11 protein-coding genes are annotated in these 13,962 nt (G+C 71.2%); 7 read left to right on the top strand and 4 right to left on the bottom strand.

Annotated elements, in window-relative coordinates; genetic code table 11:
- Window positions 1-11: 11 nt before the first annotated feature.
- Window positions 12-239, bottom strand: a complete 228-nt coding sequence (locus tag DEI95_RS07545; protein ID WP_110825445.1) for a hypothetical protein — start codon at window positions 237-239, stop codon at window positions 12-14.
- A 178-nt stretch (window positions 240-417) separates the two neighbouring features.
- Here DEI95_RS07545 and DEI95_RS07540 point away from each other — a divergent pair, with 178 nt between their 5' ends.
- A complete protein-coding gene (locus DEI95_RS07540; protein ID WP_110911237.1) occupies window positions 418-2,625 on the top strand; it encodes a type IIA DNA topoisomerase subunit B in 2,208 nt (735 codons plus the stop codon).
- A 144-nt stretch (window positions 2,626-2,769) separates the two neighbouring features.
- Here DEI95_RS07540 and DEI95_RS07535 read toward each other — a convergent pair whose 3' ends face one another.
- Window positions 2,770-5,256, bottom strand: coding sequence for a DNA topoisomerase (ATP-hydrolyzing) subunit A (locus DEI95_RS07535; RefSeq protein WP_111059848.1), 2,487 nt, complete (start codon window positions 5,254-5,256; stop codon window positions 2,770-2,772).
- Window positions 5,257-5,281: 25 nt separating this feature from the next.
- Between DEI95_RS07535 and DEI95_RS07530 the strand changes: the two genes are divergently transcribed.
- The gene (locus tag DEI95_RS07530) at window positions 5,282-6,436 is read left to right on the top strand and encodes an alkaline phosphatase family protein (RefSeq protein ID WP_111059847.1); all 1,155 of its coding nucleotides are present in this window, start codon (window positions 5,282-5,284) and stop codon (window positions 6,434-6,436) included.
- Between the two features lie 119 nt (window positions 6,437-6,555).
- Here DEI95_RS07530 and sepH read toward each other — a convergent pair whose 3' ends face one another.
- Entirely contained in the window at window positions 6,556-7,575 is a 1,020-nt protein-coding gene (gene sepH, locus DEI95_RS07525; protein WP_181436232.1) for a septation protein SepH, read from the bottom strand.
- 262 nt (window positions 7,576-7,837) lie between these two features.
- On the opposite strand from sepH, the gene DEI95_RS07520 reads away from it, so the two are divergent.
- Window positions 7,838-8,137: a DUF4193 domain-containing protein gene (locus DEI95_RS07520; protein ID WP_110825450.1), complete on the top strand. Its 300-nt coding sequence runs from the start codon at window positions 7,838-7,840 to the stop codon at window positions 8,135-8,137.
- Window positions 8,138-8,272: 135 nt separating this feature from the next.
- Here DEI95_RS07520 and DEI95_RS07515 read toward each other — a convergent pair whose 3' ends face one another.
- The gene (locus DEI95_RS07515; protein ID WP_110825451.1) at window positions 8,273-8,734 is read right to left on the bottom strand and encodes a DUF3093 domain-containing protein; all 462 of its coding nucleotides are present in this window, start codon (window positions 8,732-8,734) and stop codon (window positions 8,273-8,275) included.
- Between the two features lie 77 nt (window positions 8,735-8,811).
- Here DEI95_RS07515 and dut point away from each other — a divergent pair, with 77 nt between their 5' ends.
- The 4 genes from dut to DEI95_RS07495 all read left to right on the top strand — a co-directional run bounded on the left by dut (window position 8,812) and on the right by DEI95_RS07495 (window position 13,870).
- Entirely contained in the window at window positions 8,812-9,375 is a 564-nt protein-coding gene (dut, locus tag DEI95_RS07510) for a dUTP diphosphatase (RefSeq protein ID WP_375342345.1), read from the top strand.
- Window positions 9,372-10,091, top strand: coding sequence for a DUF3710 domain-containing protein (locus tag DEI95_RS07505; RefSeq protein WP_111059844.1), 720 nt, complete (start codon window positions 9,372-9,374; stop codon window positions 10,089-10,091). The genes dut and DEI95_RS07505 overlap by 4 nt, the downstream gene beginning before the upstream one ends.
- Window positions 10,092-10,132: 41 nt before the next feature.
- Window positions 10,133-10,903, top strand: coding sequence for a DUF3159 domain-containing protein (locus DEI95_RS07500; protein WP_110889719.1), 771 nt, complete (start codon window positions 10,133-10,135; stop codon window positions 10,901-10,903).
- A gap of 129 nt (window positions 10,904-11,032) precedes the next feature.
- Window positions 11,033-13,870 carry an aconitate hydratase gene (locus DEI95_RS07495; RefSeq protein ID WP_111059843.1) on the top strand — a complete coding sequence of 946 codons (2,838 nt, stop codon included), beginning with the start codon at window positions 11,033-11,035 and terminating at the stop codon, window positions 13,868-13,870.
- The last annotated feature ends 92 nt before the right edge of the window (window positions 13,871-13,962 follow it).

The following is a 13,962-nucleotide window of genomic DNA, read 5'->3' as shown; positions in this document are numbered from 1 at the left end:
GGCGGTGCCGCCTACTTGGACTCGTGGAGTCGCGAGGACTCGTCGTGCCACTCGAGGGCGGTGGCTGCCAGCTTGTCCTTGAACTCGGCGCCGTGGTGGGCGCAGAACAGGAGTTCACCACTGGCCATGGTGGCGCGGATGTACGCCTGCGCACCGCAGCTGTCGCAGCGGTCGGCCGCGGTGAGCTGGTGGTTGTCGTTGAGTTCGTCGACGGAGAGGTCCTGCACGGTCTGGGTCATTGCTGTGCTCCTCACGGATCGCAGTACGGTGCGGTGAATGCACCCATTCCAACACGTCCCGCCTGGATGCCGTGCATCCTGACCGGCTCGTTCGCTGAGCGCGGAGCGCTTGTCCCCTCGCCGAGGCACACCGCTCGTGCGGCCCGCTGGTGTCGGTGCGGCTCGGTACCCTGATCACGTGAGCTCCGACTACTCCGCACGGCATCTCTCCGTCCTCGAAGGACTCGAGGCGGTCCGGAAGCGTCCCGGCATGTACATCGGCTCGACGGACTCCCGTGGGCTCATGCACTGCCTGTGGGAGGTCATCGACAACTCCGTGGACGAGGCCCTGGCCGGACACGGGGACGAGATCGGGGTGACCCTGCACGCCGACGGGTCGGTCGAGGTGTCGGACGTCGCGCGCGGCATCCCGGTGGACGTCGAGCCGAAGACGGGGCTGACCGGGGTCGAGGTCGTGTTCACGAAGCTGCACGCCGGCGGCAAGTTCGGCTCCGGGTCGTACGCGGCCTCGGGCGGCCTCCACGGCGTCGGCGCCTCGGTCGTCAACGCGCTGTCCGAACGACTCGACGTGCAGGTGGACCGCGGCGGCAAGACGTACGCCATGTCGTTCCACCGGGGCGAGCCGGGCGTGTTCGACGACTCCCGGGGCATCGGGCCGGACGCCCCGTTCGCACCCTTCACCTCGGGGAGCGAACTGCGGGTGGTCGGCAAGGTGAAGAAGGGCGTGACCGGGACGCGGGTGCGCTACTGGGCGGACCGACAGATCTTCACGAAGGACGCGGCCTTCAGCACCGGGGACCTCGTCAACCGCGCGCGGCAGACCGCGTTCCTCGTGCCGGGACTCGGGCTCACCATCACCGACGCTCGCCCGGCGTCGATCGCGGCGGCCGCCCAGCGTGCGGCCCTGGCGGCGTCGACTGCCGGCGCCGGGGCGTCCGGGACGACGGACGACGGGACCGGGACGGACGGGCCCGCGACCGACACCGCGCCGGCCCTGGCGGTCGAGCAGGGGCCGGTCGTCGAGCGATTCCGCTACGAGGGCGGGATCGGCGAGTTCGTCGAGCACCTCGCCGTCGACGGGGCGAAGACCGACGTCTGGCGCATCCAGGGCTCCGGCACGTTCAAGGAGACCGTGCCGATGCTCGACGACAAGGGCCACATGGTGTCCACCGAGGTCGAGCGCACGTGCGAGGTCGACGTCGCCCTGCGGTGGGGCGACGGGTACGAGACGGTGTTCCGGAGCTTCGTGAACATCATCGCCACCCCGAAGGGCGGCACGCACCAGGCCGGGTTCGAGTCCGGTCTTGTCAAGGCCGTCCGTGCCCAGGTCGAGGCGAACGCGCGCAAGCTCAAGGTCGGGCAGGACAAGCTCGAGAAGGACGACGTGCTCGCGGGCCTCACCGCGGTGCTGACCGTCCGGCTGCCCGAGCCGCAGTTCGAGGGCCAGACGAAGGAGATCCTCGGCACGCCGGCCGTCCGCCGGATCGTCGACTCCGTGGTGGCCAAGCGCATGACGGAGATCCTCACCTCGACGCAGCGCACCGAGAAGGCGCAGGCCGCGGTCGTGCTCGAGAAGGTCGTCGCCGAGATGAAGACGCGCATCTCCGCCCGGGCGCACAAGGAGACGCAGCGCCGCAAGAACGCGCTCGAGAACTCGTCGCTCCCGACGAAGCTCGCCGACTGCCGCTCGAACGACGTCGACGGGACCGAGCTGTTCATCGTCGAGGGCGACTCGGCACTCGGCACCGCGAAGCTCGCCCGCAACAGCGAGTACCAGGCGCTCCTGCCCATCCGCGGGAAGATCCTCAACGTCCAGAAGGCGTCCGTTTCGGACATGCTCTCCAACGCCGAGTGCGCGTCGATCATCCAGGTCATCGGCGCCGGGTCCGGGCGCACGTTCGAGCTCGACCAGGCCCGCTACGGCAAGGTCATCATCATGTCCGACGCCGACGTCGACGGTGCCCACATCCGGACGCTGCTGCTGACGCTCTTCTTCCGGTACATGCGCCCGATGATCGAGCAGGGCCGGGTGTTCGCCGCCGTGCCGCCGTTGCACCGGGTCGTCGTGGTCAACCGCGGCAAGCCGAACGACACGCTGTACACCTACTCCGAGCAGGAGCTGACGACGCTCCTCAAGAAGCTCGAGCGCTCGAACAAGAAGTACCTCGAGCCGATCCAGCGCTACAAGGGCCTGGGCGAGATGGACGCCGACCAGCTGGCCGAGACCACGATGGACCGTGCGCACCGCACCCTGCGACGCGTCAACGTGTCGGACGCCGAGTCGGCGGCGAAGGTGTTCGAGCTGCTCATGGGGAACGACGTGGCCCCGCGCAAGGAGTTCATCCTCGCCGGCGAGGGTCTGGACCGCGAGCGCATCGACGCCTGACGGCGCCCTGCCGGACAGGAGGCGCGGGGCCGCCCGGCCCCGCGCCTCCTGTCCGTCCCGGTGCGGCCACGCTGGCGTGCGCCCTGCTGCGACGCTCGTGTGCGCCCTGCGGCGACGCTGGCGTGCGCTCAGCGCGCGTGAGGCTCAGGCCTCGCCGCGCGTCCCGTCGACGGCCGCCGCGCTCCCACCGATGGTCACGACCTCGGCGTCGAGCGGACTGCCGGAGCCGTCACGCTTCGACAGCCAGTCCGGCAGCGTCCGGGCAGCACCGTCCGCCCCGACCGCGTGCGGCGGAGCGACGCCCGCCCACGCCACGGTCAGACCGTCCTCGCCCTTCAGGAACGCGTGCGCCCGGACCCCCTGGGTCCCGCGGCCCTTCGCCGGGAACTCGGTCAGCGCGGACACCTTCGCCCGTCCGGCGTCCGTCCCGGGCAGGGCGGTCGACGTCGTGGACACGGTGGCGACCACCGAGTCCTCGGTCAGCGCGACCGATCCGAACCAGATGACGGACGCGCCGGCGGCCAGGGACACCCCGGCGACACCGCCGGCCGGCAACCCCTGCGGGCGGACGGCGGCGGACGGGAAACGCAGCAGCTGCGCGTTCGAGGTGATGAACACCAGGTCGTCCGACTCGGGTGCCTGGGTCGCACCGACGACGCGGTCGCCCGGCTTGAGCCCGATCGCGACGACCTCGGGCTTGTCCGGCCACGCGCCGGGCACCACGCGCTTCACGACGCCCTGCGCGGTCCCGATCGCGAGCGACTCGGTCACGGCGGCGTCGAGCGACACGAGTGCGACGACGGTCTCGGACTTCGGGATGCCCAGGTAGTCGGTGACGCGGACGCCGGCGTCGAGCCGCACGGACGCGGGCGGCACGGCGGGGACGTCGACGGGGGAGAAGCGCAGCACACGGCCGGTCGAGGTGAGGGCGCCGACCTGCCCGCGCACGGTGCTCACCACCGTGGAGCGGACCGCGTCGTGCTTCGACCGCTTCGGGACGTGCACGATGCCGGACTCGGCCGCGGGGATGTCGACGCGGACGAGCCGCCCGGTCGTGGAGAGCAGCACGCGACAGGGAGCGTCGGCGACCTGGAGCGACTCGGGGTCGACCGCGGCCTTCCGGCCACCGCGGACGGGGGCGTCGGCCTCGGTCAGGAGGGTGCGCCGGGGCGTCGCGAACCGGTCGGACACCTCGCTCAGCTCGGTCGCGACCTGGCTGCGCAGGCGGTCGTCGGACGCCAGGAGTTCCTCGAGCGCGGCGATGTCGGCGAGCAGCTGGTCACGCTCGCCCTCGAGCTCCATGCGCGAGAACTTCGTGAGTCGTCGCAGGCGCAGTTCGAGGATGTACTCGGCCTGCACCTCCGACAGGTCGAACACGTCCCGCAGGCGACTGCGCGCGGCCTCGGAGTCGTCGGACGTCCGGATGACCTGGATGACCTCGTCGATGTCCAGGATCGCGATGAGCAACCCCTCGACCAGGTGCAGCCGTTCGCGACGACGGGCCAACCGGTACTCGGAGCGGCGGGTCACCACGGACAGGCGGTGCCGCACGTAGACGTCGAGCAGGTCGCGGAGGCCGAGCGTGCGCGGCGACCCGTCGACCAGGGCGACGTTGTTGATGCCGAAGTTCTCCTCGAGCGGGGTGTGCTTGTACAGCTGCTCGAGGACGGCCGTGGGGTTGAAGCCGGACTTGATGCCGATCACGAGCCGCAGACCGTGGTTGCGGTCGGTCAGGTCGTTGACGTCGGAGATGCCGACGAGCTTCTTCGCCTGGACCCCGTCCTTGATCTTCTCGATGACCCGTTCCGGACCCACCAGGTACGGCAGCTCGGTGACGACGAGCCCGGACTTGCGCGGCGTGAGGTTCTCGACCGAGACCTTGGCCCGCGTCCGGAAGCTGCCGCGGCCCGTGGCGTACGCGTCCCGCACACCCGAGAGCCCGACGATCGTGCCGCCGGAGGGCAGGTCGGGGCCCGGGACGAACTCCATGAGCTCGTCGAGGGTGGCCTGCGGGTGCATGAGGAGGTGCTTCGCGGCCTCGACGACCTCGCCGAGGTTGTGCGGCGCCATGTTCGTCGCCATGCCCACCGCGATGCCCGAGGCGCCGTTGACGAGCAGGTTCGGGAACGCCGCCGGCAGCACGCTCGGCTGCATGATCTGGTTGTCGTAGTTCGGCACGAAGTCGACGACGTCCTCGCCGAGCCCCTCGGTCATCGCCATCGACGGCTCGGCGAGCCGGGCCTCGGTGTACCGCGCCGCGGCGGGGCCGTCGTCGAGGGACCCGAAGTTGCCGTGTCCGTCGACGAGCGGGACGCGCATCGTGAACGGCTGCGCGAGGCGCACGAGCGCGTCGTAGATGGCACCGTCGCCGTGCGGGTGCAGCTTGCCCATCACCTCGCCGGTGACGCGGGCACTCTTCACGTGGCCGCGGTCCGGCCGGAGACCCATCTCGGCCATCTGGTACAGGATCCGCCGCTGCACCGGCTTCAGGCCGTCGCGGGCGTCCGGGAGAGCGCGTGAGTAGATGACGGAGTACGCGTACTCCAGGAAGGAGCCCTGCATCTCCTCGGAGACGTCGACCTCCTCGATGCGCTCACCGTCGGGCAGTCCGACGACGTCCGTGCGTGCCATGGCACCTTTCTGGGAGAGTGGTGGGATGGCAACCAGCGTACCGACGGCCCCCGACGACACCGCGAACCTCGCCGACGTGCTGCCGAGTTGCCTGGTCGCACTCGGCGCGGCCGACGACGACTGGCTCCGGGCGCGCGGCCTGGAGGCCCGGATCCCCCTCCGCCCCGCCCGTTCCGCGGTCGTCGTGCTCGTCGACGGCCTCGGCGCGAACGCCCTCGCCGCACGGGCCGGCCACGCACGCTTCCTGACGGCCACGAAGAAGCGGCTGCGGAGCGGGTTCCCGACGACGACCGCCGCGGCCCTGACGACCCTGACCACGGGCCGCCCGCCCGGGACCCACGGCGTCGTCGGCTACAGCGGCTGGGACCCCGACCGGCAGCGCGTGATGAACCTGCTCAGCGGGTGGGACGACGAGGTCCCCGCCGGGTGGCTCCGTTCCGAGACGTTGTTCACCGCGGCGGACGGACTCGGCGTCGAGCCCGTCGTGGTCGCCCCGGGGCGCTACCGGTCCTCCGGGATGACCGCCAACGTGCTCGGCGGCGCGCGCTTCGTGTCGGCGGACACCGTCTCCGCCCGGGTCGACGCTGCGATCGAGGCCACCGCCTCCGGTCGGCAGCTCGTCTACCTCTACGTGCCCGAACTCGACTCGATCGGCCACAAGCACGGCTGGCAGTCCGACCGGTGGACGGCGGCGCTCGAGCTGGTCGACGCCGAGGTCTCCCGGCTGGCGGCTCGCGTCGGACCCGACGTGGGTGTCCTCGTGACGGCGGACCACGGCGTGCTCGACGTGCCGCCGGAGGCGAACGTGTCGCTCGACCCGGACCTGCTGACGGACGTCGTCGGCGTCGCCGGGGACCCGCGCTGCCGACAGCTGACGGTCGCCCCCGGGACGGACGTGCCGGACCTGGTCGAGGCCTTCCGGGCCTCCCTCGGCAAGCGCGCGATCGTGGCGAGCCGGGACGAGGCGGTGGCAGCCGGGTGGTTCGGTGCGGTCGCGTCCGAGGTGCTCCCGCGCATCGGCGACGTCCTGCTCGTCGCCCGTGGCTCGTGGGCCTTCAACGACGACCGCGACGTCCGCGCCGGGACCGAACCGGGGCGGATGGTCGGCCAGCACGGCGCCATGAGCGACGACGAGTTGCTCGTACCGCTCCGGCTCGCCGGGGCGTTCGCCCAGCGGTAGCACCCGAGCGGACCCGGACCCGGACCCGGGCACGGGCACGGGCACGGGCACGGGCACGGGACGACGGGAGGCCGCCCCACCGAGGTGGGACGGGCCTCCCGTCGGTCGGCGGCGCGGGCTCAGACGGTGTCGTCGTCCGGACGGGTGCCGAAGACGATCTCGTCCCAGCTCGGCATCGCGCGGCGGTTGCGCTTGCGCCGGTCCTGTCGCGCGTCGCCGTCGTTCGTGGCGGCGGGACGGGCCTCGGGCTGCGGGGCGGTGTCGGAGTCGTCCGCGCCGTGCAGGGGGATGTCGACCACGCCGACGGCCGGACCGCGCGGTGCGTCCTGCTGCTCAGGGAACGAGGCGGCTTCGCGCTCACCGCGGCGACGACGGAGCGCCTCGAGCAGGTCGGCGGTCTCGTTGCCGGGCGCGCGTTCCTCGACGTAGGCGGTACCGATCCGGGGGAGCGGCGGGCGGAGCGGAGCGCGCTCGGCGGGTTCCGCGGCCGTGGTCTCGTCCGTGGCGGCCGGCTCCTCGACGTGGAAGGCCCCGGAGTCGAAGCGGGTGCCGTCCTCGTCCTGGCGCTCGTACTCGACGGCGCGGAGTCGGGGAGCGATGCCCTCGTCCTCGGTGTGGGACAGCCGGTGGGCGTCCCCGTTGTCCGGCACGAGCGTCGCGGTCTTCGGGTCGAAGCGCCACTGCGCGTCGTGCTCGACCTCGGCCGCGGTGTACCGGACCTGGACCTGCCAGCCGTTCTCCACGTGCTTCCAGCTGGACCACGCGATGTCCGTGGCGTCGCCTGCTTCCAGCCGGGCGGTGATGGCCGGGCCGAAGGTGTCCGGCGACGCGTCGTCGACCGGGGTGACGCCGACGCGTCGGGCGGCGTCGAGGATGAACGCGCGCTCGGCGAGGACAGGGCCCTCGAACCGCCGGACGTAGTCGACCTCGACCCCGAGCGCGGCGGCCACGTCCGCGGCGTCGGCGCCACTGCGGATGCGCGCCTGCACGTCCTTCGGGGACACGCGCTTCTGCGGACCGGACTCGGGGTTCGCCTGCCGGACCTGACCCGCGAGGGACGCCGTGACCGGCAGCCGGAACTCGGTCCCGCCGTCGGTCGCGAGGAGGAGCGACCCGGATTCGACTCCGATGACTCTCACGTCTTGCATGGTTCCGCCTTCCGCTGCCTGCGTACGGTCGTGCGTCGTACCCGAGGAGTATGCAGGCCGCCCGGGCAGTTTCCGGGGAGGCGCACGGCGTGCCGCGCGCAGGTCGTCGACTCCGGGAATGGCGCAGACGTGCGCCCGGTTGCACGGCCAGAACGCACCGCCCCTCGCTCCGGTTTGCACTCGGACGGGCCGTGGTGCAAACTGTCGCCGCCGATTCCGGCGACGACCCTCTCGATACGAGAAATGGATGGGCATGGCCACCGATTACGACGCCCCTCGGAAGACCGACGACAACTCTGACTCGGAGTCGATCGAGGCCCTCAAGGAGCGCGTTCCCGACAAGATGTCGGGGGTCGTCGACGACGATTCCGACAACCCCGGCAGTTTCGAACTCGCCGGGCAGGACCTCAGCGACGTCGACCTCGACGTCGTGGTCCTCCCCCCGCAGGTCGACGAGTTCACGTGTGTGGAGTGCTTCCTCGTGAAGCACCGCTCGCAGCTCGACCACGAGACGAAGCTCGGCCCCGTGTGCATGGAGTGCGCCGCTCTGTAGGGCGACGAGCGCCGGCGCACGCTGCCGAGTGCAGGACGGCCCGCATCCAGTCGGATGCGGGCCGTCCTGCATGTCAGGAGGTCCTGCGCGTCGGCAGGTCCTGCGTCGGGCTGCTGGCGCCGCCCCGGCGAGGCGTCAGCGCCGGTCGCTGCCGGGGGTGGCGGCGGAGCCGGTGAGTGCGCGGGTGACGGCATCCGGGTGCCGCACGCTCACGAGCCAGTAGGGCGTGGGGTCGGCGTCGTCGCGGACCTCGACCTTCACCACGCCGTGCACGTAGCCGCGGAAGAGCGTCCAGGCCCGCGCGTCGAGCTGCGGGCCGCGCTGACTCGTGGCGGCTGCGCCCGTGAAGCCCTCGACGGCACCCACCGCGGTGCGGGGCAGGTGTGCCCGGCCCGCACGGAACTCGGTCTCGGTCACCTCGATGACGGGGGCCAGGACCCACAGCAGCACGAGCACGGCGAGCTCCATCCCGATCGCGACGACGACTCCGGCCGTCACGCTGATGGGGAGGAACACGAGGAGGCTCGCGGGGACGACGAGCGCCGTCGCCAGGTACAGGGCGGGCGGCGCCCACAGTCGTTCGCGGTACACGGTCACCCCTCCATTCGACCATGCATCGCTGCGTGCTCCGAGCCAGGTCACGGATCGGTCACGGTCTGCACTACCCTCGACTCGTGACCGATGCAGTCGACGTGCTCTGGACCGGGGATGCCGCTCCCGTCTTCGCGAAACCCGGTGACGCCGGGGCCGACCTCGTCTCGGCCGAGGCGTTCGTCCTCGCGCCCGGACAGCGGCGCCTGGTGGGGACCGGTGTGGCGATCGCCCTCCCCGAGGGACACGTCGGGTTCGTGGTGCCCCGGAGCGGGCTCGCGGCGAAGCACGGCATCACGATCGTCAACGCCCCCGGCACGATCGACTCCGGCTACCGCGGCGAGGTCAAGGTGGCGCTGCTCAACACGGACGCCACCGAGCCCTACGCCGTCCAGGTCGGAGACCGCATCGCGCAGCTCGTGGTCCTCCCCGTCCCGCGGGTGACGTTCACACGGGTCGCCGACCTGCCGGAGAGCGTCCGCGGCCAGGACGGCTTCGGCTCGTCGGGCTACCGTGACGACGAGGGCGGGCACCCGGGCGTCTACGGCGTGGGGGACGCCCGACGGGACGCGGGCACCGACGGACACGACGGCGCGGCGACGCCCGTCGACACGCACGAACAGGGTCGAGAAGGGACGCGGTCATGAGGATCGGACGACGCAAGCGCGACGAGGTCGAGGTCGCCGAGGCCGTGGTGGACGACGTCGAGGTGGCCGGCCCGACGCCCGAGATCGAACTCGCCGACGACGCCGACGCCGGGCTGGACGAGGTGCTCGCCACCGAGTCGACCGACAAGTCCGCCCCCGCCGACCGCAGCGAGAACGGCCCGCTCGACGAGACCGAGGCGAACCTCGTGCGACCCTACGTGGACCTCGGCGGCGTGAAGATCCTGCCGCGCGAGGGCCTGCACCTCCGGCTCGAGGTGGAGGAGGACTCGAAGCGCGTCGTCGCCGTCGGGCTCGACTTCGACGAGTCCACCCTGCAGGTGCAGCCGTTCGCCGCCCCGCGGACCACCGGTCTCTGGCACGAGATCCGCGCGCAGATCGCCGAGCAGATCCAGCAGCAGGGCGGTGTCGTGACCGAGGTCGACGGCCCCTTCGGCCCCGAACTCCGCGCACAGGTCCCCGTCGTCGGCGGCGCCGGCGTCACGGACGGCGTCCGCGCGGCCCGGTTCGTCGGCGTCGACGGCCCGCGCTGGTTCCTCCGCGGGGTGATCGCCGGCAAGGCAGCCGACCGACCCGAGGACTCCGCGGACATCGAGGAGCTGTTCCGCAGCGTCGTCGTCGTGCGGGGCACGACGCCGATGCCGCCGCGCGACCTCATCCCGCTGCACATGCCGAAGTCGACGCAGTCGACCATCTGACCCGGCCGCCGGCCGAACGCTCGACCCAGCCTGGAGGCCCGGTGACGGACCACGACGATCGCCCACGTCCGGACGGGGTCGCGCCCGAGCGCGACCCGTACGCCGAGGAGCGGGCGGAGCCGCTCTCGCTCCAGGCCCAGCTCCGGGATGCCGTGCGGAGCGCCGGCATCGGGCAGGTCGCCCCGGGGGAGGCTCCGTCGGGCAGGGCCCTGCTGACCGCGGTCGGCGGGGTGCGCGGGCTCGCCGAGTCGGTGCTGCCCGGCTTCGCGTTCCTCATCGTCTACGCGGTGACGAAGGAGGTCGTGCCGAGCGTCGTCGTCCCGGTCGCGATCGGGCTCGTCTTCGTGGTGCTCCGTCTGGTGCAGCGGCAGTCGATCATGATGTCCTTCGCGGGCATCTTCGGTGTCGCGATCTCAGCGGGCCTCGCGCTGCTGACCGGCCGGGCGGAGAGCAACTTCATCCCGGGCATCGTCATCAACGCGGTGTTCCTCGCGGTGATCCTCGTGACCCTGGCGATCCGGCGACCGCTCATCGGCCTGGTCGTCGGTCTCCTCGTCCCGGGCGACGAGGACGGGCACGACTGGCGGGACGACCCGGCGAAGCGTCGGGTGCTCACCGTCGCGACGTGGATGTGGGCCGGACTGTTCGCCTTCCGCCTCGCCTTCGAGATCCCGCTCTGGCTGACCGCGCAGGTCGAGCTGCTCGCGGGCATCAAGCTCATCACCGGCGTGCCCCTGTACGCCGCGCTGCTCTGGGTGACGTGGCTACTCGTCCGGACCGTCTTCGTCCGGGACGAACCGGCCGCGGTGTAGAGTTGTCTCGACGTCAAGACACTTCCACCCGGGCACGACGGCGTCCTCGGGTTTAGGTTCACCTTGCTGGTGGGACGTCCCGCGGCCCGCGAGGATGAGGGCACACCGATCAACTCAGGAGGCGGCACAGTGGCTGCAGTCAACAGCTTCGGATCGAAGGACACGCTCTCGGTTGGGGGTGTCGACTACGCGATCCACCGGATCGACCGGGTGCCCGGGCACGAGAAGCTGCCCTACAGCCTGAAGGTGCTGCTCGAGAACCTGCTCCGCACCGAAGACGGCGCGAACGTCACCGAGGGCCAGATCCGCGCGCTGGGCTCCTGGCGCCCCGAGGCCGAACCGGACACCGAGATCCAGTTCTCCCCGGCCCGCGTGGTCATGCAGGACTTCACCGGCGTCCCGTGCATCGTCGACCTCGCCACCATGCGCGAGGCGATGGCCGAGATCGGCGGCGACCCGAACAAGATCAACCCGCTCTCGCCGGCCGAGATGGTCATCGACCACTCCGTCATCGCGGACCTGTTCGGCAGCACCGACGCCCTCCAGCGCAACACCGACCTGGAGTACGAGCGCAACGGGGAGCGCTACCAGTTCCTCCGCTGGGGTCAGACGGCGTTCGAGGACTTCAAGGTCGTCCCGCCGGGCACCGGCATCGTCCACCAGGTGAACATCGAGTACCTGGCGAAGGTCACCTACACGCGCGACTTCGACGGCGAGACCTACGCCTACCCGGACACCCTCGTCGGCACCGACTCGCACACCACGATGGTGAACGGGCTCGGCGTGCTCGGCTGGGGCGTCGGCGGCATCGAGGCCGAGGCGGCGATGCTCGGCCAGCCCGTGTCGATGCTCATCCCGAAGGTCGTCGGCTTCAAGCTGTCCGGCGAGATCCCCGCCGGTGTGACCGCGACGGACGTGGTGCTCACGATCACCGAGCAGCTCCGGAAGCACGGCGTGGTCGGCAAGTTCGTCGAGTTCTACGGCGAGGGCGTCGGTGCGGTCCCGCTCGCGAACCGCGCGACCATCGGCAACATGAGCCCCGAGTTCGGTTCCACGGCGGCGATCTTCCCGGTCGACGACGTCACGCTCGACTACCTGCGCCTGACCGGTCGTGACGAGGCGCAGATCGCCCTCGTCGAGGCGTACTCGAAGACGCAGGGCCTCTGGCACGACCCCTCGGTCGAGCCCGTCTACTCCGAGTACATGGAGCTGGACCTCTCCACGGTCGTCCCGTCGATCTCCGGGCCGAAGCGCCCGCAGGACCGGATCGTCCTCACCGAGGCGAAGGACCAGTTCGAGGTCGACCTCGCCAACTACGCGAGCATCGACCACACCGAAGAGGACAAGGCCGTGGCGGACACGTTCCCGGCGTCCGACCCGGTCGCCGCGGCCCCGGGTGACGAGCACGCCGTCGACGACCTGCAGGACGCCCCGGCGTCCGAGGTGCCGGTGCACGCCTCCAGCGCTCCCGGCTCGGTCTCGAAGCCGACGTCCGTCGCGATCGCCGACGGCGACCCGTTCACGATCGACCACGGCGCCGTCGCCATCGCCGCGATCACGTCCTGCACGAACACGTCGAACCCGTCGGTGATGATGGCCGCGGGCATCCTCGCGCGCAACGCATCGCGGAAGGGCCTCAAGGCCAAGCCGTGGGTCAAGACGACCCTCGCGCCCGGCTCCAAGGTCGTCACCGACTACTACGAGAAGGCCGGGCTCACCAGCTACCTCGAGGACCTCGGCTTCTACACGGTCGGCTACGGCTGCACCACCTGCATCGGCAACTCGGGCCCGCTGCCCGAGGAGATCTCGCAGGCCGTGCAGGACAACGACCTGGCCGTCACCGCGGTGCTCTCGGGCAACCGCAACTTCGAGGGGCGCATCAACCCCGACGTGAAGATGAACTACCTGGCGTCCCCGCCGCTGGTCATCGCGTACGCCCTCGCCGGGTCGATGCACTTCGACTTCGACACCGACGCGCTCGGCACCGACACCGAGGGCAACGACGTCTTCCTCAAGGACATCTGGCCCGACACGGCCGAGGTCCAGCAGGTCATCGACGCGTCGATCGACACCGACATGTTCACCCACGAGTACGGCTCCGTGTTCGAGGGCGACGACCGGTGGAAGAACCTGCCGACCCCGACGGGCGACACCTTCGAGTGGGACAGCGAATCGACCTACGTGCGGAAGCCCCCGTACTTCGACGGCATGACGATGCAGCCGGACCCGGTCTCCGACATCTCGGGCGCCCGCGTGCTCGCGAAGCTCGGCGACTCCGTCACGACCGACCACATCTCGCCGGCCGGCTCCATCAAGGCGGACAGCCCAGCGGGGCGGTACCTCGCCGAGCACGACGTCGACCGCAAGGACTTCAACTCCTACGGCTCGCGTCGCGGCAACCACGAGGTGATGATCCGCGGCACGTTCGCGAACATCCGCCTCCGCAACCAGCTCCTCGACGGCGTGGAGGGCGGCTACACCCGCGACTTCACCACGCCCGACGGCGCGCAGTCGTTCATCTACGACGCGTCCGAGCACTACCAGGCGCAGGGCATCCCGCTCGTCGTCCTCGGTGGCAAGGAGTACGGCTCCGGGTCGTCCCGCGACTGGGCGGCGAAGGGGACGAGCCTCCTCGGCGTCAAGGCGGTCATCACCGAGAGCTTCGAGCGCATCCACCGCTCGAACCTCATCGGCATGGGCGTCGTCCCGCTGCAGTTCCCCGCTGGTGAGTCGATCGAGTCCCTCGGGCTCGACGGCACCGAGGTCATCTCGATCTCGGGGCTCACCGCGCTGAACGAGGGCACCACGCCGAAGACGGTGCACGTCACCGCCGAGCCGAGCGAGCACTCGCCCGCCGGCAAGCAGACGGTCGAGTTCGACGCGGTCGTCCGCATCGACACCCCGGGCGAGGCCGACTACTACCGCAACGGCGGCATCCTGCAGTACGTCCTCCGGTCGCTCGTCTGACATCCCGACGCGGTCGTCGACGCGAGCACGACACCTCCGGGAGGCCCGTCACCAGCTGGTGGCGGGCCTCCCGTCTGCTGTCGGGTCACGCG

The organism is Curtobacterium sp. MCBD17_008 (assembly GCF_003234475.1).
Taxonomy (GTDB): domain Bacteria; phylum Actinomycetota; class Actinomycetes; order Actinomycetales; family Microbacteriaceae; genus Curtobacterium.
Note: the sequence above shows the minus strand (reverse complement) of the source record. Positions and strands in the feature narration are given on the sequence as shown.

What these genes read in the sequence shown, in the direction of transcription:
- DEI95_RS07545 (WP_110825445.1), bottom strand. Translation starts at nt 239, where the DNA reads ATGACCCAGACCGTGCAGGACCTCTCCGTCGACGAACTCAACGACAAC.
- DEI95_RS07535 (WP_111059848.1), bottom strand. Translation starts at nt 5,256, where the DNA reads ATGGCACGCACGGACGTCGTCGGACTGCCCGACGGTGAGCGCATCGAG.
- DEI95_RS07530 (WP_111059847.1), top strand. Translation starts at nt 5,282, where the DNA reads ATGGCAACCAGCGTACCGACGGCCCCCGACGACACCGCGAACCTCGCC.
- DEI95_RS07520 (WP_110825450.1), top strand. Translation starts at nt 7,838, where the DNA reads ATGGCCACCGATTACGACGCCCCTCGGAAGACCGACGACAACTCTGAC.
- DEI95_RS07505 (WP_111059844.1), top strand. Translation starts at nt 9,372, where the DNA reads ATGAGGATCGGACGACGCAAGCGCGACGAGGTCGAGGTCGCCGAGGCC.